This window comes from Porphyromonas sp. oral taxon 279 str. F0450, assembly GCF_000292995.1.
Lineage (GTDB): Bacteria > Bacteroidota > Bacteroidia > Bacteroidales > Porphyromonadaceae > Porphyromonas > Porphyromonas pasteri.
Window position 1 is genome coordinate 120812 of sequence record NZ_ALKJ01000016.1, and the last position, 23700, is coordinate 144511.

Sequence of the window (23700 nt, forward strand, 5' to 3'; positions counted from 1 at the left end):
TCTTTATCCCGTCTTCCTGTGACCACCCTCTCTCTTACGCTGAGTCCCTATCAGGCGTCTTCGGATGCTACGCTGCGCGAGGTCGTGGCGCGTGAGCTCGCCCTACCGCTGGAGTCCATCACCTCGGTCGTAGTGCGCCGCCGCAATATCGATGCTCGTCAGCGCCGTATCCTCGTCAACCTCTCCGTCGACGTCTATCTCGATGGCGAGCAGCCTGCCGTGGATGACTTCTCCGACCTCGTCTATCCCGATGTCTCGTCGGCACCTTCGGCAGTCGTCGTCGGTGCGGGGCCCTGCGGGCTCTTCGCTGCGCTAAGGCTCATCGAGCTGGGCGTGCGCCCCATCGTCGTAGAGCGGGGGCAGGATGTCATGCAGCGCCGTCGTGACCTCGTCCAGCTGGAGAAGTCGGGCGTCGTCGACCCCGAGTCGAACTATAGCTTTGGCGAAGGCGGTGCGGGTGCCTTCTCGGACGGCAAGCTCTACACGCGTAGCAAGAAGCGTGGGAGCGTGGAGAAGATCCTCCGTGTCTTCTGTCGCTTCGGTGCCGACCCGAAGATCCTCATCGATGCCCACCCACATATCGGTACGGACAAGCTCCCCATCATCATCCGCCGTATGCGCGAGCAAATCATCGCCTCGGGTGGTGAGGTGCACTTCGCGTGCCGTATGGAGGAGCTGATCCTTGAGCGTGGGGAGGTGCGTGGTGTCGTCTGCTCGGGGGGGCGTGCCTTCCACGGCCCTGTGCTACTTGCTACGGGGCACTCGGCACGCGACGTCTACCGCTACCTGCATCGTGCGGAGATCCTTATCGAGGCCAAGCCCATCGCTGTCGGCGTGCGTCTTGAGCACCCGCAGTCGCTCATCGATGAGATCCGCTACCACAGCCCCGAGGGGAGAGGGAAGTACCTCCCAGCTGCCGAATATGTCTACAAGGCGCAGGCCGAGGGTAGGGGAGTGTATAGCTTCTGTATGTGTCCTGGGGGCTTCGTCGTCCCTGCCTCCACGGGACCCGAGGAGACTGTCGTCAACGGGATGTCGCCTGCTAACCGCGGCTCTCGTTGGGCGAACTCAGGCCTCGTCGTAGAGCTTCACCCCGAGGATATCCCTGCTACAGGCATTCAGGTCAAGGATCCCACTTCGCCTCTTGCCCTGATGCAGTGGTGCGAAGCCTTCGAGCATAAGAGCTATCTGGCGGCTAACCGCTCGCTCCGTGCACCTGCTCAGCGTATGACGGACTTCGTCGCACGCCGCCATTCGTCCACGCTGCCCTCGTCGTCCTATACGATGGGACTTACCTCGAGCGACCTGCACGAGTGGATGCCCGACTTCATCACGCGTCGTCTGTCGGCTGGCTTCCGTGCCTTCGACCGCACGACGCGTGGCTTCCTCACGGGCGAAGCTCAGCTCATCGGCGTGGAGTCACGTACCTCATCGCCCGTACGTATCCCCCGTGACCGCATAACCTATGCGCACCCTGTCGTCGCAGGCCTCTATCCTGCGGGCGAAGGTGCTGGCTTCGCTGGCGGTATCGTCTCGGCGGCTATCGATGGGGAGAATGCTGCTCAGCAGATCGCTCTCGCCCTCGGTCGGTAGTTCGCCCCCCACGGAGCGCCTCGCTGCGCTCTTCGTACCCCTTCTCTCTGTCCCTTTTCGGGCAGGAAGAAGGGGCTCTTCTTTGTCCTTCACTTTGCGTCTCTTGGGCAGGGGTGCTACGAACCTATATAGGTCACTGAGCTGACCTATATGGAAGGTTGTTGCTCTGCGTATGGAGAAAAGTTGCGGACGAGTGGCCAAAATGTTTGGGCTACGTACGTGGCTCTAATATCTACGTACGTGGATATTTAGATTTACGTACCTGGTCTTTAAGACTACGTGCATAGACAGCGGAAAACCACTACGTGAAGGAGCTTTTTTCTTCACGAGAACGATGCTTGTCCCTCCGCTGAATAAGAGGAATACTCGTAGTAAGGTGAAGGGCTTGTGTATCACTTCGGAGAGGCCTATCGGGGAGCTGGGCGTGCGATACCTTAGCGCTCTGAACCTCTCTCGCGAGTGAGGTGCTACACTCCCCGCGAAGGTGCTCCTTGAGCGGCCTTTCTCGGGGGTGAGAGCGCGGGTGGATAGAGACGATACGGGAGCGGCGGCCCCTTATCTAATTCTTAGCTATCTTTGCAGGCGTACCGAGCGTGGCAAATGGGCGAGCAGAGATACTGGCCCTATGTCACTCGGGCGTTATCTCATAGATGCGTAGACAGACAGAATTTGGACAAAAGGTAGCGCTGGGGGTCGTCGCCCTCGTCATCCTCGCTGCCTGCGGTACACGACATAAGACTCCCTCGCGTGAGGCCAAGGTGCAGCAGAAGACCTTGGCTAAGGGTCGTGCGTCTTCGTCTGCCGATACGCTCAGTACGCTCACGCAGCTCAGCTCCTTCCTCCCCGACTCTTCCCTATCAGATAGCCTCAAGGGCGCTGGTGGTGTGCGTCTTGATAGCCTGCAGAAGAAGGCCGATACGCTCATGACTCGCCCCGATAGCCTCGACAGTCTTAGTTCGCTGCGCCTCGATACCCTCAGCCTGACGGCCGAGGAAGCCGAGCGCCGTGAGCGCCGTCGTCGCCAGCGTGAGAGCTTCGATGATATCATCGCCTACAAGGCGCAGGACTCGATGGTCCTCATCGGGCAGAGCTTGACCTACCTCTTCGGGCCCAGTACCGTGGACTATAAGGACAAGGGGATGGATGCCAACTTCATGCGCCTCAATCTTGACAGCAACCTCGTCTACGCACACTATATCCTCGATAGTACGGGGAAGGCTACGGCCTACCCGAAGTTCCGCGACGGCGGGGAGAGCTATGAGGCGAAGAGCCTGAACTACAACTTCAAGACGAGCAAGGGCTTCATCACGGGCGCTGTCACCCAGCAGGGCGAAGGCTATATCACGGCCGAGCGCACGAAGATGGTCAGCAATAACTGTCTCTACATGGAGAACGGGCGCTATAGCACCTGTGACAACCACGAGCATCCGCACTTCTACTTCATGCTGACCAAGGGTAAGGCTCGCCCGCAGAAGAATGTCGTCGCCGGGCCTTCGTACCTCGTCATCGCTGACGTGCCGATGCCTATCGGTCTGCCCTTCGGCTTCTTCCCATTCAATAAGAGCTATTCTTCGGGGATCATCATGCCGAAGTACGGGGAAGAGACGCAGCGTGGCTTCTACCTGCGCGAAGGGGGGTATTACTTCGCCTTCAACGACTACGTCGACCTGGCCCTCACGGGGGACTGGTATAGCCTCGGCTCATGGGGCGTCAATTCCCGCTCGAACTACCGCAAGCGCTACCGCTTCGGGGGGAGCGTCAACCTCAGCTACCTTACGACCAAGACAGGGGAGCGCGACGTCGTCGGGGACTTCTCCGAGAGCCGTGACTTCCGCATCAACTGGACGCATACGCAGGACTCTAAGGCCAACCCCAACGAGACCTTCTCGGCGAGCGTGAACTACTCGACGAGCTCCTTCAACCACAACTCGCTCGCTACGCTCTACAACCCCAGCATTGCGGCGCAGAATACGAAGAACTCCTCGGTCAACTATAGCCGCAACTTCCCTGGTACGCCCTTCCGCATCTCCGCCTCTATCGAAGCGACGCAGACCTCTGCCGACTCGATGGTCACGATGAGCCTGCCGAATATCGCTATCAGTATGAACCGTATCTACCCCTTCAAGCGCAAGAAGCGTGTCGGGGCAGAGCGCTGGTACGAGAAGATCAGCATCAGCTACTCGGGGCAGTTCCGCAATAGCATCTCCACGAAGGAGAACCGCCTCTTCCAGGCCAACATCATCAAGGACTGGAACAATGGCTTCTCCCACAACATACCCATCTCGGCGTCGTACAAGCTCTTCAACTACATCGACCTCACGCTGAGTGCGAACTACAACGAGCGCTGGTACACCTACAAGTCGGTCAAGGAGTATAATGCGACGACTGACCGCACGGAGTTCCGCCGTATCTATGGCTTCAACCGCGTGTACGACTTCTCCACGTCGGCGAGCCTGAATACCACGCTCTACGGCTTCTTCCAGCCGTGGAAGATCTTCGGTGATAAGGTGCAGATGATCCGTCACCGCATCACGCCACGTGTCGGTATCAGCTATACGCCAGACTTCGGCGATAAGATGTGGGGCTACTACGACCGCCTGCAGTACATTGACAATGCCGGTGTCGCCCACTCGGAGGAATATGCTCGCTTCGGCGATGGGCATATCTTCGGTATGCCTGGGCGTGGGAAGACTGCTGCGATCAACTTCGGCATTGACAACAACCTCGAGATGAAGGTGCGCACGAAGACCGACAGCACCGAGACCACGAAGAAGATTAGCCTCATCGACAACCTCTCGCTGAGCTCGAGCTACAACCTCGCTGCAGACTCCTTCCAGCTCGCCGATATCAACGCCAGCATCACGCTGCGCTTCTCGCCCTCACTCCATCTCTCCCTCAGCGGTGCCTTTGACCCTTATATGTACGGGCACACTACGGACGCTGCGACGGGGCGTGTCAGCGAGTACCGCGTGAATAAGCTCCGTATCTTCAACGGCAAGGGCTTCGGTAGCCTCCGTGGTACGGGTACCTCCTTCAGCTACACGCTGAGCAACGATACCTTCCGCAAGCTGCGTGAGTTCTTCTCAGGGAAAAAGGACAAGAAGCCCAAGGATAAGGATAAGCCTGAGGGCGAAGATCCCAACCTCGCTGGTGCTCCTGCCGACGGGCGTGACACGTCGCTGGCGGATATGGCTGCCAAGGGGCAGAAGAATAAGAGCCTCTTCGACACCAACGACAGCGAAGGTGAGTACGACGAAGATGGCTACCTCAAGGTCAGCATCCCCTGGAGCCTCTCGCTCAGCTATGGGGTGAACCTCCAGCGCACGACCTTCGACCCCCGTCGCGATGAGTACAACTACGGGCTGACGCACAGCTTGATGTTCTCGGGTAGCATCCAGCCTACGAAGAATTGGTCCTTCAACGTCAACGCCAGCTACGACTTCATCGCCAAGCGCATCGCGAATATGACCATCGGCATTAGCCGTGATCTCCACTGCTGGAGCCTCACTGCCAACGCGATCCCCTTCGGCCCCTACCGCAGCTACAGCATCTCTATCGGCGTGAAGAGCTCGCTCCTGCACGACGTCAAGTGGGACAAGCACGGCTACTCTTCGGCTAATAGCTGGTAGCCCGTCCCCTCTCTCATAGCACATCGCCCCCACCTCTTCTTTGGAGAGAGGCGGGGGCGATGGCTTTTCGCTGGGTGGGTGAGATCTGGATAGGAGACGGGTCTATGCGGACGCTTCCCAAGGAAAGAAGCGGTTAATTCCGTATCTTTGCCAGCGTATAATACTGATATAGACAGCATATGAATATAGAGCACGACGACGAAGAGGAGAAGATCCCCGAGGTGACGCCCGAGACGATTATCGAGGACGAAGAGCCCCCCGCCTACCAGCCGGCAGAGGGCTTGCCTTACCGCCCGGAGCTGAGCAACCTGTCGAAGATGTACCAGACATGGTTCCTCGACTACGCCTCCTACGTCATCCTCGAGCGTGCTGTACCCCATATCGATGACGGGCTCAAGCCCGTGCAGCGCCGTATCCTCTACAACCTCAAGCGGATGGATAGCGGCAAGCTCATCAAGGTAGCTAACATCGTCGGGGAGACGATGAAGTACCACCCCCACGGCGACGCCTCGATCAATGACGCCCTCGTCCAGCTCGGACAGAAGGGCTTCCTCATCGATACGCAGGGGAACTGGGGGAATATCCTCACCGGTGACCCCGCTGCTGCAGGCCGATACATCGAGGCGAAGCTCTCGGCTTTCGCCCACGAAGCTGTCTACAGCGACCGCGTCACCCCGTGGAAGAAGACCTACGACGGCACGACCGATGAGCCCGTAGCACTGCCCGTGAAGTTCCCACTGCTCTTGGCGCAGGGTGCTGAGGGTATCGCTGTCGGCTTGTCTTCCAAGATCCTTTCGCACAACTTCGTCGAGCTGGCAGAGGCGGCTTGCGCCTACCTGCGCAGCGAGGAGTTCACGCTCTATCCCGACTTCCCCACGGGGGGGCTTATCGACGTCTCCCGCTACAATGACGGCGAGCGTGGTGGTAGCCTCAAGTCCCGTGCGAAGATCGATAAGATTGACTCCAAGACGCTGAGCATCTCCGAGCTCCCTGCAGGGAAGACCACGACGACACTCATCGAGTCCATCCTCAAGGCTGTAGAGAAAGGGAAGATCCGCATCCGCCGTGTCGACGATATGACGGCTGCCACGACGGATATCCGCCTGACGCTCGCCGCTGGTGTGTCGTCAGACAAGGCCATCGACGCCCTCTATGCCTTCACTGACTGCGAGGTCAGCATCTCACCCAACTGCTGCGTCATCTACGAGGAGAAGCCTCTCTTCACGACCGTCAGCGAGCTCCTTCGCTACAGCGTAGAGCGCACGAAGTACCTCTTCGGCGAAGAGCTGAAGATCCTCCTCTCGGAGAAGGAAGAGCAGTACCTCGGTGCTTCGCTCGAGCGCATCTTCATCGAGGAGCGCATCTATAAGGATAAGGCCTTCGAAGAAGCTGCCGACGAAGCCACGGCTCTCGAGCATATCGCTAAGCGCATCGAGCCCTTCGCCGATCGCTTCCTCCGCCCAGTGACGACGGACGACCTGCGCCGCCTCCTGGAGCTGCGTATGGCACGTATCCTGCGCTTCAACCTCCCCAAGCACGAGGCGGCACTTCTGCAGATCGAGCAGGATATGGCTCAGCTTCGTCACGACATCGCACACCTCACCGACTATACCATCCGCTGGTACCAGCATCTCATCCAGCGCTACGGGGCAGCCTTCCCACGTCGCACGAAGATCACGAACTTCGGCACTATCGAGGTCACGAAGGTGGCCGAGCTGGATGCCAAGCTCTACATCAACCGCGAGGAGGGCTTCTTCGGTACGGCACTGAAGGATGCGGAGTTCGTGTGCAACTGCTCGAGCCTCGACGAGGTCATCATCATCTTCCGCTCCGGTAAGTACTTCGTCGGTAAGGTCGAGGATAAGAAGTTCTACGGCAACGAGGAGGTCATCTATATCAACCGCTATCAGCGCAATGACGAGCGCACGATCTACAACGTCATCTACCGCGATGGTAAGGTCGGCTCAGTCTATGCTAAGCGCTTCAACGTGCTCTCGGTCATCCGTGACCGCGTCTACGACCTGACGCGTGGCAAGGAAGGCTCACGCGTGCTCTACTTCTCTGCCAACGGCAATGGTGAGGCGGAGAAGGTCGCCGTCAAGCTCAAGATCCGCAATGCCCGCCAGCGCCTCTTCCAGTTCGAGAAGGACTTCTCCGATATCCCCATTAAGTCGCGTAGCTCCGTCGGGCTCTTAGTGACGAAGGCAGAGGTACACTCGGTATCACTCCTGAGTAAGGGCTTCTCGACGCTCGGTGGTCGTGACGTATGGTTCGACCGCGATGTCCTGCGCCTGAACTACAACGAGCAGGGCCAGTACCTCGGCTCCTTCCACGCCCGTGACCGCATCCTCGTCGTCCTCAAGTCGGGCGAATGCTATACCTCCGACTTCAGCGACTCTATCCATATCGAGGAGAACTTCCTGCGCATCGAGAAGAATGATCCCCGCAAGATCTGGACGGCCGTCTACTACGATGCCGATCAGAAGTACCATTACATCAAGCGCTTCAGCATCGAGGAAGATCAGAAGCGTGAGAATATCCTTGGGGAGAACCCCAAGAACGAGCTGCTCCTGCTGACCGATACCTACTATCCACGTCTCCTCATCGGGCGTCAGGAGAAGGGTGGCGAGCTGCGCACGACCGAGATCAATGTCGAGGAGTTTGCCCTGGTCAAGAGCATCCGTGCCCGTGGTAAGCGCATCGCTCCGTACCTCATCGACCAAGTCGAGGAGCTCCCTCCGCTGAAGGAATCCCCCGTCTTCGAGTCGGAGCACGACGAGTCCATGGCGGAGACTGAGGAAGAAGAAGCCGACCTCTTCGCTGGACAGGCCGAGGATAGCTCGAACGAATAAGCCCCCCTTACCATTATGAATAAGCCCCTTGCTCTGCCCCTCATGGCCCTCGCACTGGCGCTCCTCTCGGCTCCGCTGAGAGCTCAGAGTGCAGCGGATAGCCTCGGGGCAGGCTCAGAGGCGCGTAGCCTCTTCACGATACCAGAGCCACAGATCCGCCAGAGCAATATCACCTACCGCAGCCAGTACTTCGGCATCGGGGGGATGCGTCTCGGGCATACCTACCTCACACCGCTCAACTACGGCGGGGAAGTCTACAGCTACACCTCGGAGCATACCCGCCTGGGCTACCGCTCCCTGCCAGAGCAGCGCGTCGCACGCGGAAGCCTCTTCGGCTACACGCCTCGCACGACCGACCCACGCTGGCTACGTCATACGCTCTTGAATGTCGACCTGGCCTCGACGAAGAATCCTGCTGGCAACGGCTCTATCTACAGCCTCACCGCTCGCTATGACTGGGGACGTCTGCGCCACATTAGCACCGGCAGCTGGGGGCGTCTCGCTATCGGTGGTAGCGTCGTCGGTCTCGCTGGTGGTATGTACAGCTCCCGCAATGGGAACAACCCTGGCACGCTGGATATGGCGCTCTCGGTAGGCCCCTCAGCACTCTACTCATTTCGCTTCGGCCCCGCACGCCTCCCCCTCCTTCTCAAGGCTTACGCGCATACCGATCTCTTGGGCTTCGCTTTCTCGCAGGAGTTCGGTGAGACGCTCTACGAGCTCTATTACTTCGGCCAGCCCTCGCGCCGTATCTACCTGACGCACCCACTGAAGGCTCCCACGGGCTTCGTCCTCGCCAGCGTAGATGTCCCCGTGCTTGACTACTTCACGCTCTCGGTAGGCTACCGCTGGGACTACCGCCGCACGGAGCTGAATCACCTCTCCGCGTACCGCCATCAGCACAGCCTCCTCATCGGGGTGACGACGAAGATCCTTCCACTTGAGGGGCGTCGTGCTGCCGATGATCACTCGACCCTTGTGCCCTTCTGATATGAAGCACCTCACTAAGCTCCTCGCCGTGCTTGGCCTTCTCCTCTCGCTCGCGTGCTGTACCACCGAGCGCGAGTACACGGCGGATCCGTATGCCAACTATGACCGCCTCTGGGAGATCCTTGACCGTGGCTATTGCTACTTTGACCTCAAGCTCCCTCAAGGCACCACCTGGCGTGACCTCTACCATAAGCACCGCCGTGACCTGCGCCCTACGATGACGACCGACTCGCTCTTCCTCGTGATGAGCCAGCTTCTCGCTGAGCTGCGTGACGGGCACGTCAACCTGATCTCCACCTTCGACTACGGGCGCTACTGGCAGTGGCGGAGCGAAGGCCCGCGCTCCTATGATGAGACGCTCATCGAGAGCTACCTCGGCAATGACTACCGCATCGCTGGCGGGCTGGCCTACAAGTCGCTGGATTATCCGAAGGGCGTGCGCCGTGCGGAGCCCATCGGCTACATCCGTGTGGCATCGTTCTCCTCGGCGATCTCAAGTAGCAATGTGAATGCCGTGCTCAACCGCCTCAAGGCGTGCAACGGCCTCATCCTCGACCTGCGCAATAATGGGGGCGGTCAAGTCACGACCTCCGATATGCTGGCGCAGCACTTCATCCGTGAGCGCAAGCTCGTCGGCTATATCTCGCACAAGACGGGCCCCGCGCACGATGCTTTCTCCCGTCGCACTCCCTTCTACCTCGATACCCTGCAGGTGGGTACGATCTGGCTCAAGCCCGTTGTCGTCCTCGTCAACCAAGGGGTGTACAGCGCCGCCAATGACTTCACGCTCCGCATGAAGGGCCTCCCACAGGTCAAGATCGTCGGGGTGAAGACGGGCGGTGGCGGTGGTCTGCCGATGTCCTCCGAGCTGCCTAATGGCTGGGCGGTACGCTTCTCTTCGTCCCGCACCTACGATGCCGACGGCGCTGATATCGAGCAGGGCATCACGCCTGATGTCGTCCTCAAGGATGAGATCGCCCGCGGGGCAGAGGTCGATCCCTATATCGAGGCCTCGGCAAGTCTCCTCACACGCTGGATCCTACAGATCAAGTCGAAGCAGAAGAAGCAGTAGCAGTAGCTCCTTCGTAGTCCATATAAAAGCGATCCCCCACAGTGACTCGGTCACTGCGGGGGATCACTTTTTAATAGGAGCTATCTCCTCGGGGGCTTAGAAGCGGAAGCCGAGAGAGACGGAGGCACGAAGCCAAGCCCAGGGGGTGGAGACGTTGTTGATAGAGACCTTCTTAGAGGCCTTGTCTACGTTGACATCCTGACCGACGAGCTTGATGGTGGGCAGGTCGCTGACGTTCTCGCTGATCTGCTGCTGCAGGTCTGCGATTTCCTTGTCGGAGAGGCCTGTAGCAGAGTAGTCGCCCGCGAGGGTCAGCTTACCCTTACCAGCGTGCACGCCGAGGATGTTCCAGTCGAGGACGATGTTCTTATTGCGACCGAAGAGCCACTGAGCACCGAGACCGAGACCGAAGCTATTCGTCTTGAAGTCGCCCGTGAGGTCGAGAGCAACGGGCTTTTCTGCAGAAGAAGCACCTTCGCGTACGTTCATATTGAGCGTGTAGCCAGAGAGCTTATAGTTCTGATAGCGGTAGTAAGCCATCAGGTAGAAGCCGTGACCGTAGCCACCACCCGTGTACCAGCGCAGCTCAGGCGTGACGTAGAAAGACTGGAGCTTTACGCTGCTCATCGAGACATCGTGACCGATGTGATTCTCAAACGATGAGGAGAAGGGCAGGGCACCCTTAGGCATCGTAGCGATGCCGAGCTGCAGGCTGAGACCCTTCGTGAGGATGCGCTCAGCAGCGAAGCTGTAGTTCTTGAAGATGGGGCTGGTGATGTTAGCCTTGACGATGGTCTTCCCGTCGAGCAGCGCGCCACGGTCGGGAGTGAACTTAGGGGTTTGAGCCGCGAGGGTGCTTCCCAGGGCGAGGCTCAGCAAGAGAGTAGAGAATTTCTTCATATGCACGTATATGTTTTAGATATTTAACGTTGCAAAGATAATCTAATATTCTTGTGGTTGGATTATTGCTCCGTGTATGGATAAAAGTTCTGGACGAGTGGTAGATAAGTTTGGGCTACGCACGTGGATCTAATATCTCCGTGCGTGGATATTTGGATTTACGTGCCTGGTCTTTAAGACTACGTACATAGATAGAAGAATACCACTACGTGAAGGCACTTTTTCTTCATGGAGATAGCACTTTCCCTTCTGCTGGATAAGAGGAATACTCGTGATAAGGCGAATGGGCTTGCGTATCACTTCGGAGAGGTAGATCGGAGAGCTGGGCGTGCGATGCCTTAGCACAATAAATAGCAGGCAGGACTCGCGGCAACAGGCTCATTTAGGCTTGCATCACGGCCCCATAGGGGCTGTGGCGCCTCTCCCCTCAGAGCGACTCCCGGCGATGTACTTCTGATGCCTGCCCTTTCAGGGCAAATGCGTATTTTTGTATTAGGGAGATTACTCGCCTTGCGAAGCCTCCCATTTCCCGCAAACGATACATAGAACTTTATTAGATACGCTGCTTATGGCACTGACATTGGGGGGTCTTGTCCCCGACCTCTTAGGCTTGGACGAAGCAGGGCAGGAGGTGCGCCTCTCGGACTACCCTGGGCGTAAGATCGTCCTCTACTTCTACCCCAAGGACAATACCTCGGGCTGCACGGCTCAAGCATGTAGCCTGCGTGACGGCTACAGCGAGCTCCGCGCCGCTGGCTACGAGATCATCGGGGTGAGCCGTGACTCGGCGAAGAGCCACGTGGGCTTCCGCACGAAGTACGAGTTGCCCTTCCGCCTGATCGCCGACACCGATGTGCGCCTCAATGAACTCTTCGGCACTTGGATCGAGAAGAGTATGTACGGCCGCAAGTACATGGGCACTGAGCGCACGACCTTCGTCATCGGCACCGATGGCCGTATCAAGCGCATCATCCGTGGCAAGGCCGTCAATACGAAGGATCACGCCCAGCAGATCCTCCACGAAGATTAATCACGGGCTCTCCCGAGCCATATATAAATAGACAACCTCCACATGAGTGAAGAAGTAAAGCTCTCCAAGAGCGCTAAGGATAAAGAGAAGCAGGCCCAGGATGAGGCCAAGCTGAAGACCCTCGAGACCGTCCTCGGTAAGATCGAGAAGACCTACGGCAAGGGTGCGGTCATGAACATGGCTGCCCGCCCCACGACCGATGTCAACGTCATCCCCACCGGCTCGATCAACCTCGACCACGCCCTCGGCGTAGGCGGCTATCCCCGCGGTCGTATCATCGAGATCTACGGCCCCGAGTCTTCGGGTAAGACGACGCTGGCTATCCACGCTATCGCAGAGGTGCAGAAGCAGGGCGGTAAGGCGATCATCATCGACGCCGAGCACGCCTTCGACCCCTCCTATGCCGAAGCGCTGGGTGTCGATATGGACAGCCTCTACATCTCTCAGCCCGACAACGGGGAGCAGGCACTCGACATCGCCGAGCAGGTCATCCGCTCAGGTGCCGTCGACCTGGTCATCATCGACTCCGTCGCAGCCCTCGTGCCTAAGCAGGAGATCGAGGGCGATATGGGTGAGACGAAGGTAGGTCTGCAGGCCCGCCTCATGTCGCAGGCCCTGCGTAAGATCACGGGGGCTATCAGCAAGTCCAATACCGCCTGTATCTTCATCAACCAGCTTCGTGAGAAGATCGGTGGGAACTCCTACGGCCCCTCCGAAACGACTACGGGTGGTAACGCCCTGAAGTTCTACGCCTCCGTGCGTCTGGACATCCGTCGTATCGGCCAGCTCAAGGATGGCGACGAGGTCATCGGGAACAATACCCGCGTGAAAGTGGTCAAGAACAAGGTGGCACCTCCCTTCCGCGTCGCAAACTTCGAGATCCTCTACGGTCAGGGTATCTCCCGCCTCGGTGAGATCATCGACATCGCTGAGAGCGAAGACTTCATCAAGAAGAGTGGCTCGTGGTACAGCTACGGAGCTACGAAGCTCGGTCAGGGTAAGGAGAACGCTAAGCAGACGCTCGCTGACAACCCCGAGCTCCTCGATGAGCTGACGGAGAAGGTCAAGGAAGCCCTGCGCAACGAAGGCAAGCCCAAGGACAAGCGCAAGAAGAAGGCCGCTAAGGACGAAGACGAGGACGAGGATTAATTCCCCGTCCCCGGCCTCTCGCTTCTATTGTAATCTATGGGAAAGCTAATCATCATCTCCGCTCCCTCGGGTACGGGGAAGAGTACGCTCATCAGCCGTCTGCTCGCTGAGCACCCCGAGCTGCATCTCGGCTTCTCCGTCTCGGCTACGAGCCGTCCACCCCGTGGGCAGGAGCAGCATGGCGTGGAGTATTACTTCTTCTCTCCCGAGGAGTTTAAGGCCGGCATCGAGCGTGGCGATTTCCTTGAGCACGAAGAGGTCTACCCCGGACGCTATTACGGAACGCTCCGCTCCGAGGTCGACCGCCGTATCGCTGCGGGTGACCGCGTGATCTTCGACGTCGACTGCGTCGGTGGGCTGAATATCAAGAAGGGATATGGGCACGAAGCCCTGAGCATCTTCATCGAGCCGCCCTCGATCGAGGAGCTCCGTCGTCGTCTCGTCGGGCGCTCTACGGATAGCCCCGAGGTCATCGAGGAGCGTGTGGCGAAGGCCGCTCACGAGCTGACGTATGCGCCGCTCTTCGACCGTGTGCTGACCAACGATGATTTGGAGCGCTGCTACGGGGAGTTCTACTCGATCGTGAGTGCCTTCCTCAGCGAAGACTAAGGCTCAGAGCTCGAGCGTACAGATCGCACCATAGGGACTTTGGTGGCTGAAGGCTTCCTCGAGGGGATACCAGCCAGCCCAGAGCCCAGCAGACAGGAGGACTCCTCCGTGTGTGAAGACTAAGACTTCGCATGCGGAGGAGTCCTCTTTTTGTGCGAGTTCATTGCGTAGCTCTTCGATAAAGTCTGCTACGCGTGCTGTCTGCTCGGTGAAGGACTCCCCGCCCGTGGGTGCCACGTGGAGGTAGTCGTCGTACCAGAGCTGGAGGCGTGGGTCGGTGATCTCGTCGAAGCGCTGCAGCTCCCACTCCCCGAAGTTCAGCTCTAAGAGCCGTGCGTCGAGGATGGGTGCTTTGTAGCCCAGCGCCTCACAGAGGTGCCGACAGCGGGAGAGGGGACTGCTATAGATGCGGGTAGGTGTGCGCCCTTCGAGCCGCTCAGTGAGCCGTGCTCTGACGTCCTCGGCCTCCTCGGCGAAGGACGCTGCCAGCGGGATATCACTCTGCCCATAGCAGACACCGCGTGCGATGTCGGGGCGGGTGTGGCGGATGAAGTGCAGGCGCATGGTAGTAGGTCGGATCGTGGCTTAGATGCCTAAGCCGAGGCGGTAGAGGATGGCGAAGCCCGTGAGCGTCGCCAGCTCTGAGAGGAGGCATAGCGCTCCGCAGGTGTCACCCGTGTAGCCGTTGATACGCTTACGCAGGTAGGCGATGAGCCCACCGCCGACGAGGATGGGGAGGAAGATGGAGAGCGGTACGAAGTGCGTCAGTTCACTCCCTCCGATGGGTGTCGCCTCGATAGGGCGCAGTGCCCACCACTGTGCCGTGAGGAAGATCGCCAGCGCTGCGTAGATCGCCAAGGGGCGTGCCTTGCGATAGGTGACCCCGATCTTACTATCCTCTTCGCGACGAGCGTAGGGGAGGAACTGCACCTGCAAGAGTGAGGTGACCTTCCCTGTGATGTCCGAGGCGAAGAGCACTGCAGGGAGCCAGCCGGCAGGGAGTGACGTGCCCAGCGCCCAGTAGGTGAGGTAGTAGAGGAGGAGCCCGAGGACGGCATAGCTGCCCACGTGGCTATCCTTCATGATCGCGAGGATCTGACTGCGCTCCCTTCCGCCACCGAAGCCGTCGAAGAAGTCTCCGAGGCCGTCTTCGTGGAAGGCACCCGTCAGCAGCAGGCGCGTGCCGAGGGCTAAGGCCAGCGCTGCTCCCACCGAGGGTAGTACGAGTGCGTAGAGGTAGAAGCTCCCCGAGAGGGTCGTCGCCGTCACCAGTCCCGCCACGGGCCACCAGCTGAGGGCATCCTCATAGTCGGCCTTGGTAAGCTCTCGCAGGCGCCAGAAGGGGAGGCGTGTGAAGAGACTGAGGGCAGCGATGAGCGCCCCGAGGTGACTTCGCTTAGTGCCCGAACTATTCATACCAGACGCTACCCGGCTGATCGGTGAGGGAAACGCGGATCTCGCCGCCCTGCATCACGTCATCGTAGGTGATGTAGGACTTGCAGAGCTCACGCCCGTTGATAGTGACGCGCTTGATGTAGCGCTTCTTCTCGCTCAGCTCGGGAGCAGAGAGGCGGAGCGTACGGCCGTTGGGCAGGCTGATCGTACTCTCGCGGAAGAGGGGCGTGACGAGTTCGTAGCGTCCGCTCAAGGGATCGACGGGATAGAAGCCGAGGGAGGCAAAGACGTACCAGGCGGACATCTGACCGCAGTCTTCGTTGCCACAGAGCCCAGTGGGCTTATCGGTGTAGAGCTGCTTGAGTACGCGGTGCGTGAGGTCTGTGGTCTTCCAAGGCTGTCGGGCAGCATTGTAGAGGAAGATGACGTGGTGCCCAGGCTCATTGCCGTGAGCATACTGACCGATCATCCCCGTAGAGAAGATGGGGAGCTCGATGTGGCTGGGCGTCTCGGATGAGAAGAACTCATCAAGGCGCTCACCGAGCTTACCCTGCATAAGCTTCGTCAGCCCATCGATATCGTGCTGTACGCTGAAGAGGTAGTGGTAAGCATTGCTCTCGGTGAAGGGCTTGGTGTAGGCGAAGGGATCGAAGATGCTATCCAGCTCGCCATTGCTTTTGCGAGGGCGGAAGAAGCCCGTCTTCTCGTCCCAGAGGTGACGATAGGAGCGGGCACACTCGCGGTAGATCTTCTCCACTTCGCGGTCGCCCATCCAGGCGGCATAGCGTGCGATAGCATCATCGTCGTAGGCATACTCGAGGGTCTTCGAGACGCTCTCGTCCTCACGGTCGCTCGCCACGTAGCCCTTCTTGCGGTAGTCATCCAGCCCGCGGTAGCCCTTGCGCTCAGCCGTCGTGCGGAGGAGGCTCAGGAGCTTTGCTTTGTCCTTGGGAACGTAGATCCCGCGCAGGATGGCCTCGACGATGACGGGTACGGAGTGGTAGCCGATCATCATATCGGTCTCGGAGGCGAACATATTCCACACGGGGAGGTGACCCTCGTTCTGCTCGCCGAAGTCGATGAGTGACTGCACGAAGTCACGCTGGAGGTTGGGCTGAAGGATGGAGTAGAGTGGGTGGGCTGCACGGTAGGTATCCCACAGTGAGAAGGTGCTGTAGGTGTCACCTGCACGCTGATGGATCTCACGGTCAGCGCCGAGGTAGCGGCCGTCGACGTCGCTATAGAGTGTGGGGCAGATCTGCGCGCGGTAGAGTGCCGTGTAGAAGGTCGTCTGCAGACTATCGGGTGTATCCGCTGAGAGACGGATCTGTGCAAGACGCTTGTCCCAGCGGGTGGTAGCTGCCTGGTGGTAGCGGTTGAAGTCGGTATGGGGGGCTTCAGCCTGCAGGTTCTTCAGTGCGCCTGCTTCGCTTACTCCAGAGAGGGCAGTGCAGAGTGTGATGCTTTCGCCAGCGCGTACCTTATTGTAGTAGAGGCGGAGGATGACGCCATGGCCGACGGACTTACCTACCTGCCCCTTGCTGAGGATGTATGGGGTAGCTGTGCGCTCGATGCGGGCGGCAGGGCGAGAGAGCTTCGTGGTGAAGTAGACCTTCTGATGGCGAGCCCAGCCGTCGGAGTAGCGGAAGCCCGTGATCTGTGTGGGCGAGATAGCACGTGCGTCGCTATTGATGGTGCGGTCCCAGTTCATCGCCTTGTCCAGATTGAGGATGATGCAGACCGAGTCGGCATCCTTCTGGAAGGTGTAGCGCTGTACCCCCACGCGGTCGGTGGCGGTCAGCTCGACACGGATGTCATAGGGCTCGAGTGTCACGGCATAGTAGCCGGCCTTCGCCACCTCGGTAGCGTGCGAGAAGCGTGCGTGGATGCCGATAGGTGCTTGCTCCTCTTCCGTCTTACCTGCCTGAGGCTTGCGCGTGAGACGGTCGTCCAGCGCAGGAAGGGTGACGGGGAGGAAGGAGATATCATAGAGGTCGCCTGCTCCCGTGCCACTCAGGTGCGTGTGGCTGAAGCCTGCGATCGTGCTGTCGGGGTAGAAGTAGCCAGCGATATAGTCCCAGCCCGCTCGCCCATTGTCGGGGCTGAGCTGCACCATGCCGAAGGGGGCTGAGGCGCCAGGATAGACATTGCCCACCCAGTCGGTACCGATGAGCGTATTCACGCGCTGCGAGAGGTGTGGATACTGAGGGCGAACGATCTGCTTGCGCTGTGCGGGTAGTGCGAGGGTCGTAAGAAGGCCGATGCCAAGGCCCAAGAGGGCACGTAATCGTCTTGTCATAGAGGAGGCCATAGCTATATAATATTGCGTAAAGATACGCATTTACCCACGGGTAATCGGTATGTGACGGTGGGTTTCCCCCGCCTTATCCACTACTTATACACAGCGTGCGCCCCATCTCTTCACTACGGGGAGGGATGGGGCGCACGTATGGGTGGGGAGGTCTTACTTCCCGATACGCTCGTAGACGCTCTCGAAGGGTACACGGATGCGGTCACCCAAAGCGCGCTTCTCATCACGGATACCGCAGGAGACGATGAGCGAAGGTTCGACGGAGGAGGGTAGGCCCAGCACCTTGCGCACACGGCGGGCATCGAAGCCCTCGACGGGGCAGGTGTCGTAGCCTGCCTCACTCATAGCGAGCATGAAGGTCTGCGCTACGAGGGCACAGCTCTTATGCAGGACGGTCTTCATATCGCCCTCGGTACCCTGACGTATCATGGGGCGGAAGAGTGCGATGGCGTTCATTACCAGATGGCGTGTCCAGCCCCAGACCTTGCACCCACGGCTGTAGAGGAAGGGGACTACCTTGGTCATGTATTCACGCTGCATAGCTTCGTACTTTGCCCACTTCTCCTCGGGCTGGTGCTTGTGGATATCCTCCACGATGCGGGGGAAGAGGTGATCCACACGCTCACGCCAGCGGGAGGGGGTGATGGCGAAGACGACGACTTCCTTTGCCGTGCTGATGGTGCTCTGCCCGAGACAAGCCGGGGTGAGCGCAGCGATGACGGCAGGGTCGGTGATATGGTAGCAGCGGTAGAGCTGCATATTCGAGCTCGTCGGGGCGAGGGTCGCTTGGCGTAGGCATTCCTCGACGCGGGCGCTATCCAGAGGCTTCTCTGGGTCGTAGTAGCGTATGGCGCGACGATGCTGGAGGGTTTCGTGAAGGCTCATTGAGGTGGCTCTATTGGGATATAAGATACACGTGGGGCTGTGCGCCCCATAGCATAGGGGGATAAAGCGACACCGCTGATATCCTCAGAGTGGGATATCAGCGGTGTGTAAATCATTGGGATACCTCTTGACGTCCGCTAAGAGCGGTGCGAGATGGGGTATGGAGTAGCCTCGTAATCGAGGGCGGGATGATCGCCTTCGCTCGTGCGAGCACTGTCAGCGAAGGGAGGGAGACGGAGTCTCTACTACTGCTCTTCGGCCTGCTGGAGCTGCTTGACGTAGATGGCCTTCTCCATCTTCTTGCGTCGAGCTACAGAGGGCTTGATGTAGGCCTGACGGGCACGAAGTGCGCGCACAGCACCGGTCTTCTCAAACTTTCTCTTGAATCTTCTCAGAGCCTTCTCGATGTTTTCGCCCTCTTTTACTGGAACTACGATCATAATGTCTTACTTATCTATTTTGTTGTTATACTTTCTATTGCAGGGAGAGTGCTACATACACTCTAATCAGTGCGCAAAATTACTAATACTTTGGCGAATACACAAACTCCCGCTTCGTCTGCCTGCGCCTCCCGCACTAAAATCTCCTACCCTGCACCTCGCTGATGTACCTTCCTCCCGACTCTCGTCTTTTCGGGTGGGAAGAAAGAAGATGATGTCTTTGCAATTTTGCCACTTGAGTTTGGATAAGCTGAGTATAAAATGCTTAAATTTGAGCACATTAAAATCCTGAGAAGTCAGATGCCTAGGTTTGTAGGTAGGCTATAGAGCGTGATTTCTCTGATTGATCCAGTTCTAGATAGATTCAAGGACGATTATCTGTCAAAGGATTATGTGTGAAACCTATTAATTTTAGACGTATAACTCAAGAAATGATATAGATATGAATGTCCAAGATCTAGAAGATAAAGTTAAAGGTGAGGCTTGTGCGTTTGGTCTCAAGGAAGAAAAGGTAGCGAATGCTGTACTTCGCTCCAATATTAAGTCAGATAGTTTCAAAGATGGGGGAGCTTATTTTGGTTATATAAGACCAGAAGAAGCGCCCTCAGGTGTTTACTACGATGTGTCATTTGTGATCTTCCCTCAGGAAACGGGAGGTAAATGCCTAGTTGCCCTGGCTGTAGGATCTGCCGGCTTCCAGAGAGACTATGACCTCGTTTCGATACCATGGCTCAGAAGGCTTTATAAGAAGCTGGCTAGTGCAGATGGGAATACTTTTCTGAAGAATGATTTTTCCAATATAGAGACATCTATTCCGGAGTTGCAAGAAAAGATAGAGAATGAGGTCAGCAACCTTAAGAAAACGCTGGAAAAATATAAGAGGTACATCCTTGCTGCATGTGTTGTTGATCCGGATAAAGACTTTCATATAATCTCTGCATGGCTAGCCCAGTATGCCCAGTTCAGAGGATGGGGTAATAAAGGAGAGCGTGAAAAGCAGAAGGTGGCTATCGGTAAACTTTTGTCTGGGCAGCAGTCTGTAGACGTAGAGACGGATGTCAGAAATCTTCTAAAGCTTAAGCGATTCATTGTGCTACAGGGAGCTCCAGGTACGGGTAAAACCTACAATGCACTAAAGATTGCCCAGGACTATAAGGGGACTCACTTAATTCAGTTTCATGCAGAGACTTCTTACGCGGATTTCGTAGGGGGCATTCGGCCCGTTCTGTCTTCTGATCAACTGAAGTATGAGGCCTATGATGGTAAATTGATCGAGGCAATCAAGACTGCTGACCAAGTGAAGAAGGACACAGGTGGTCGTGTTTTGCTGATCATAGATGAGATAAACAGAGCTAATTTGGCTAATGTTTTAGGTCCTGTGTTCTTCCTATTTGAAACCCATGTAGGGAAAAGGAGTATTCCTTTACAGATAGGTACTCTTAGCCTTTCGACTCTACCTGATAACCTGGATGTTATTGCGACTATGAATACTGCGGATAGGAGTTTGGCTGTGGTTGACTTTGCCCTTCGACGTCGGTTTGCATGGTATACTATACGGCCACAGGCTATAGCCCCGCAGCAAGGACAGACTTTTCATGGAGGTTTATTCCGAGAGTTCTGCGATATCTTCGAGAGATATGCTTCAGACGAAGAGCTTAATCTTCAGCCTGGCCCGAGCTATTTCCTGACCAGCTCCAAAAACGGCAAGCAGCTTATGAAGATGAGACTGATTTATGAGCTGCTGCCATTAATCAAAGAGTATCTGGCTGAAGGACTCTTGCAGAAAGCTGCGGATAGCTTCGCTCATCTCTTCTACACGGAGGCAGGAGTCTACTTGTATGAGTAGTTTGCTATGCCAGAAAGGTTATGGTGAATCTTTGTACGCTCGAGGAAAGCTCAATTCCATATGAGGAGCTGAATTCTATATGGAAATGTGACAAGCGCCATGCTGCGAATGTCCTCAGGCACTTCATCGCTTTGAACAAAGAGGCATTTGATTTTATCGGGGTCCGAGCAGATATTGATGCTTCGTTCAATGCAACTTGCTTGCTGATAACTACGTCTCACTATGCAGGGACGGTCCCCCTATTGTCCCCAAGGAATGGTAAGCCTTATGCCGATTTGACTATTCGAGGAAGGTTTGGCGAGGATATTTCAGGGCTGCTGACCACAGTGCAAGACAGTTTGTTGCCTGAATATGATTCAAGTCTACCTGACATCCAAGACACCTCCGTAGAGCCTCCTCTCTATTTTGAGTGTTGCAGATTCATTGACTTCTGGCAAAGAGTAGAGAAGGCACAGTGGTGTAAGTTTGAAGTAATAGAGCGGGAGCGCGATTTGCCTACTAGCGGTACTCGGTGGGATGTATATGTCCAGAGGTGTTTTGTGCCAGAGATGTCACTGAAGTTCCCCACTCGAGAGAGTCGACTGTCGAAAAATCATTTAGAGTTTAGGCAGCTGGTTGCTGTGCTTCTTTTAGCTATATCAGAGGTCCAGAAAATGCAGACGCCTATTGCAGTCAGATCTAGATACCTCAGTAAAACAACACGCTTGAGTTCTCTCTATGGCAATATGCCTAAGCCAAGGATGTGTGACCGATTCGTCGAGCATACCTCTGACCCTCTGACTATCAGAGAGGCGAAGCGTTTGGCAAATGTTATCCTTCAACATCAGAGTACACGTAGGCGTCCTTGGAGAGTAGACTATGCTATTCTTTTCGAACACTACGTGCAGCATCTTTTTAGGGAGGTAGCACAGAAGAGAAGTTGCTCGCTCGTATGTAACCCTCGTTATTTGATATCGGGGCGAGCTCCAGCTTGGTCACTTCGCTATCTCGAGCCTGATATCGTGCTGCAGAGAGAAGATAATCAGCTTATCATCGATGCGAAGTATAAAAGCCATATGCTCAATCGGGGTACGATAAGTGATGGTTTGAAGGACTCCTTTAGGCATGATTTGCACCAGGTCTTGGCTTATAGTTCATTTGGAACAGCGGAGGATAAACAGGTGGCCTTAGTCTATCCGGCAGAAGTCTTTATTTGTCAGCAGCAACAGATTTCGAATCCCTTAACACGAGCCACCACCAACGTGCACCTAGTCGGTATCCCCTTGGATATAGCAAGAAAAGGCGAAGCACAACGAGAGCTAGATAAGCTAATTGCTCGATCGCTTTGACTTGGAGAACAGAGCTTAATAGATGCCTATTGCTTTCAGTGTAACTACTCGAGAATCATGCTCTATTAAGCTCTCCCTGTTGAACCTATATTGGTTGGCGGGTGAACCTATATAGTTCCGTGAGCGAACCACTATAGGTTTGCACTATGAACCAATAGTGGTTCACTCGCTGACCAGTAGTGGTTCGCTCACGGACCAGTAGTGGTCGGAGCGGTGACCAGTAGAGGTTCGTATCACCCTCTTATAGTGCTTTGCGGAGTGAGGTGCAGGAGGAGGGGAAAAGTAAGCGCCCCAGTCGGTAGCAGGACTACCGGCTGGGGCGCTTCGTTGGGAGGGGGAGAAGGGCGGGCTACTTCTCGCGAATGAAGATGTTGATGGGCGTACCGGAGAAGTCCCAGTGCGCACGGATCTGATTCTCGAGGAAGCGGCGATAAGGCTCCTTGACCCACTGGGGGAGGTTCGCGAAGAAGGCAAAGCTGGGTACCGCTGTGGGGAGCTGCATGACGTACTTGATCTTGATGTACTTGCCCTTGGTAGCAGGAGGAGGCGTGGCCTCGATGATGGGGAGCATGACCTCGTTGAGCTTCGAGGTGGGGATGCGCTTGCTGCGACGCTCGTAGACCTGCTGGACTTCCTCGAGGACCTTGAAGATACGCTGCTTCGTCAGGGCCGAGATGAAGATGATGGGGAAGTCGGTGAAGGGAGCGAGTCGCTCGCGGATAGCGTTCTCGAAGGTCTTGATGACAGCATTACTCTTATCCTCGACGAGGTCCCACTTATTCACACAGACGATGAGCCCCTTGCTATTCTTCTGGATGAGCGAGAAGATATTGAGGTCCTGGCTCTCGATACCGCGGGTGGCGTCGAGCATCAGGATACAGACGTCGGAGTTCTCAATAGCGCGGATGGAGCGAATGACCGAATAGTACTCGAGGTCTTCGTTGACCTTGCCTCGCTTGCGGATACCGGCGGTATCGACGAGGTAGAAGTTCATGCCGAACTTCGTGTAGTGCGTGTAGATCGAGTCGCGCGTAGTGCCTGCTACGTTGGTGACGATGTTGCGCTCCTCACCGATGAAGGCATTGACGAGCGAAGACTTACCCGCGTTGGGTCGGCCGACGATAGCGATACGTGGAGCATCGAGAGTCTCGTCGACGTATTCGCCTTCGGGGAGGTTCTTCGTGATGGCATCGAGGAGGTCACCCGTACCGCTACCGCTGACAGCGGAGATAGGCATAGGATCACCGAGCCCGAAGCTGTAGAACTCAGCTGCCTCGTAGTGCTGGGCGAAGTTGTCCGCCTTGTTCGCTACGAGGAGGACGGGCTTCTTCGTGCGGCGGAGCTTGGCAGCGACCTCATCATCGAGGTCGGTGATGCCGCTCTCGACGTCGACGACGAAGAGGATGACATCGGCTTCCTCCATAGCGATCTCTACTTGCTTGTTGATCTCGCCTTCGAAGATATCTTCGCTACCTACTACCCAACCGCCGGTGTCGACGATGGAGAACTCGCGGTCGAGCCATGATACCTTGCCGTACTGGCGGTCACGGGTCGTACCTGCCTCTTCGCTGACGATGGCCCCACGGGTCTGCGTCAAGCGGTTGAAGAGGGTGGACTTCCCTACGTTGGGGCGCCCTACTATTGCTACTAAATGACTCATATCTGATGCTG

17 protein-coding genes are annotated in these 23700 nt (G+C 56.9%); 10 read left to right on the forward strand and 7 right to left on the reverse strand.

What is annotated here, in order from left to right:
• Positions 1–18: 18 nt before the first annotated feature.
• From HMPREF1323_RS03430 to HMPREF1323_RS03450, 5 genes are all read left to right on the forward strand, one after another.
• On the forward strand, positions 19–1593 hold the full coding sequence (locus HMPREF1323_RS03430) for an NAD(P)/FAD-dependent oxidoreductase (RefSeq protein WP_009432752.1): 1575 nt from the start codon (positions 19–21) through the stop codon (positions 1591–1593).
• 650 nt (positions 1594–2243) lie between these two features.
• Positions 2244–5222 carry a putative LPS assembly protein LptD gene (locus HMPREF1323_RS03435; RefSeq protein WP_009432769.1) on the forward strand — a complete coding sequence of 993 codons (2979 nt, stop codon included), beginning with the start codon at positions 2244–2246 and terminating at the stop codon, positions 5220–5222.
• Positions 5223–5401: 179 nt separating this feature from the next.
• Positions 5402–8074 (forward strand): DNA gyrase/topoisomerase IV subunit A, encoded by a 2673-nt coding sequence (locus HMPREF1323_RS03440; protein ID WP_009432802.1) that lies wholly within the window; start codon positions 5402–5404, stop codon positions 8072–8074.
• Positions 8075–8089: 15 nt separating this feature from the next.
• Positions 8090–9064, forward strand: coding sequence for a DUF3316 domain-containing protein (locus HMPREF1323_RS03445; protein WP_009432745.1), 975 nt, complete (start codon positions 8090–8092; stop codon positions 9062–9064).
• Between the two features lies 1 nt (position 9065).
• A complete protein-coding gene (locus tag HMPREF1323_RS03450; RefSeq protein WP_009432824.1) occupies positions 9066–10136 on the forward strand; it encodes a S41 family peptidase in 1071 nt (356 codons plus the stop codon).
• 96 nt (positions 10137–10232) lie between these two features.
• Here HMPREF1323_RS03450 and HMPREF1323_RS03455 read toward each other — a convergent pair whose 3' ends face one another.
• A complete protein-coding gene (locus tag HMPREF1323_RS03455) occupies positions 10233–11036 on the reverse strand; it encodes a DUF3575 domain-containing protein (protein ID WP_009432748.1) in 804 nt (267 codons plus the stop codon).
• Positions 11037–11604: 568 nt separating this feature from the next.
• On the opposite strand from HMPREF1323_RS03455, the gene HMPREF1323_RS03460 reads away from it, so the two are divergent.
• The 3 genes from HMPREF1323_RS03460 to gmk are packed head-to-tail and all read left to right on the forward strand — an operon-like array spanning position 11605 to position 13824.
• Complete coding sequence (locus tag HMPREF1323_RS03460) at positions 11605–12066, forward strand: peroxiredoxin (RefSeq protein WP_009432784.1); 462 nt, start codon at positions 11605–11607, stop codon at positions 12064–12066.
• 42 nt (positions 12067–12108) lie between these two features.
• Positions 12109–13215 (forward strand): recombinase RecA, encoded by a 1107-nt coding sequence (recA, locus tag HMPREF1323_RS03465; RefSeq protein ID WP_009432708.1) that lies wholly within the window; start codon positions 12109–12111, stop codon positions 13213–13215.
• Between the two features lie 36 nt (positions 13216–13251).
• On the forward strand, positions 13252–13824 hold the full coding sequence (gene gmk, locus HMPREF1323_RS03470; RefSeq protein WP_009432738.1) for a guanylate kinase: 573 nt from the start codon (positions 13252–13254) through the stop codon (positions 13822–13824).
• Positions 13825–13827: 3 nt separating this feature from the next.
• Here gmk and cobC read toward each other — a convergent pair whose 3' ends face one another.
• From cobC to rpsU, 5 genes are all read right to left on the reverse strand, one after another.
• Positions 13828–14388, reverse strand: coding sequence for an alpha-ribazole phosphatase family protein (cobC, locus tag HMPREF1323_RS03475; RefSeq protein WP_009432758.1), 561 nt, complete (start codon positions 14386–14388; stop codon positions 13828–13830).
• A gap of 21 nt (positions 14389–14409) precedes the next feature.
• Positions 14410–15240, reverse strand: a complete 831-nt coding sequence (locus HMPREF1323_RS03480; protein WP_009432683.1) for an adenosylcobinamide-GDP ribazoletransferase — start codon at positions 15238–15240, stop codon at positions 14410–14412.
• A complete protein-coding gene (locus HMPREF1323_RS03485; RefSeq protein WP_156795191.1) occupies positions 15233–17518 on the reverse strand; it encodes a GH92 family glycosyl hydrolase in 2286 nt (761 codons plus the stop codon). The genes HMPREF1323_RS03480 and HMPREF1323_RS03485 overlap by 8 nt, the downstream gene beginning before the upstream one ends.
• 165 nt (positions 17519–17683) lie before the next feature.
• A complete protein-coding gene (locus tag HMPREF1323_RS03490) occupies positions 17684–18415 on the reverse strand; it encodes a nitroreductase family protein (protein ID WP_009432693.1) in 732 nt (243 codons plus the stop codon).
• A gap of 245 nt (positions 18416–18660) precedes the next feature.
• Positions 18661–18855, reverse strand: a complete 195-nt coding sequence (rpsU, locus tag HMPREF1323_RS03495) for a 30S ribosomal protein S21 (protein WP_009432718.1) — start codon at positions 18853–18855, stop codon at positions 18661–18663.
• A gap of 442 nt (positions 18856–19297) precedes the next feature.
• Here rpsU and HMPREF1323_RS03500 point away from each other — a divergent pair, with 442 nt between their 5' ends.
• Positions 19298–20701, forward strand: coding sequence for an AAA family ATPase (locus HMPREF1323_RS03500; RefSeq protein ID WP_009432737.1), 1404 nt, complete (start codon positions 19298–19300; stop codon positions 20699–20701).
• A 740-nt stretch (positions 20702–21441) separates the two neighbouring features.
• Positions 21442–22029, forward strand: coding sequence for a 5-methylcytosine restriction system specificity protein McrC (locus HMPREF1323_RS09350; protein WP_410524575.1), 588 nt, complete (start codon positions 21442–21444; stop codon positions 22027–22029).
• 349 nt (positions 22030–22378) lie between these two features.
• Here the strand turns inward: HMPREF1323_RS09350 and der are convergent, their stop codons facing one another.
• A complete protein-coding gene (gene der / locus HMPREF1323_RS03510) occupies positions 22379–23689 on the reverse strand; it encodes a ribosome biogenesis GTPase Der (RefSeq protein WP_009432761.1) in 1311 nt (436 codons plus the stop codon).
• Positions 23690–23700 lie beyond the last annotated feature (11 nt).

Bases quoted from the DNA above. Each gene is read 5' to 3' on its own strand.
- der (WP_009432761.1), bottom strand. From the start codon at position 23,689: ATGAGTCATTTAGTAGCAATAGTAGGGCGCCCCAACGTAGGGAAGTCC.
- HMPREF1323_RS03440 (WP_009432802.1), top strand. From the start codon at position 5,402: ATGAATATAGAGCACGACGACGAAGAGGAGAAGATCCCCGAGGTGACG.
- HMPREF1323_RS03500 (WP_009432737.1), top strand. From the start codon at position 19,298: ATGAATGTCCAAGATCTAGAAGATAAAGTTAAAGGTGAGGCTTGTGCG.
- HMPREF1323_RS03460 (WP_009432784.1), top strand. From the start codon at position 11,605: ATGGCACTGACATTGGGGGGTCTTGTCCCCGACCTCTTAGGCTTGGAC.
- HMPREF1323_RS03445 (WP_009432745.1), top strand. From the start codon at position 8,090: ATGAATAAGCCCCTTGCTCTGCCCCTCATGGCCCTCGCACTGGCGCTC.
- HMPREF1323_RS09350 (WP_410524575.1), top strand. From the start codon at position 21,442: ATGTGTGACCGATTCGTCGAGCATACCTCTGACCCTCTGACTATCAGA.
- HMPREF1323_RS03480 (WP_009432683.1), bottom strand. From the start codon at position 15,240: ATGAATAGTTCGGGCACTAAGCGAAGTCACCTCGGGGCGCTCATCGCT.
- gmk (WP_009432738.1), top strand. From the start codon at position 13,252: ATGGGAAAGCTAATCATCATCTCCGCTCCCTCGGGTACGGGGAAGAGT.
- recA (WP_009432708.1), top strand. From the start codon at position 12,109: ATGAGTGAAGAAGTAAAGCTCTCCAAGAGCGCTAAGGATAAAGAGAAG.
- HMPREF1323_RS03455 (WP_009432748.1), bottom strand. From the start codon at position 11,036: ATGAAGAAATTCTCTACTCTCTTGCTGAGCCTCGCCCTGGGAAGCACC.
- rpsU (WP_009432718.1), bottom strand. From the start codon at position 18,855: ATGATCGTAGTTCCAGTAAAAGAGGGCGAAAACATCGAGAAGGCTCTG.
- HMPREF1323_RS03490 (WP_009432693.1), bottom strand. From the start codon at position 18,415: ATGAGCCTTCACGAAACCCTCCAGCATCGTCGCGCCATACGCTACTAC.
- HMPREF1323_RS03450 (WP_009432824.1), top strand. From the start codon at position 9,066: ATGAAGCACCTCACTAAGCTCCTCGCCGTGCTTGGCCTTCTCCTCTCG.
- cobC (WP_009432758.1), bottom strand. From the start codon at position 14,388: ATGCGCCTGCACTTCATCCGCCACACCCGCCCCGACATCGCACGCGGT.
- HMPREF1323_RS03435 (WP_009432769.1), top strand. From the start codon at position 2,244: ATGCGTAGACAGACAGAATTTGGACAAAAGGTAGCGCTGGGGGTCGTC.
- HMPREF1323_RS03485 (WP_156795191.1), bottom strand. From the start codon at position 17,518: ATGACAAGACGATTACGTGCCCTCTTGGGCCTTGGCATCGGCCTTCTT.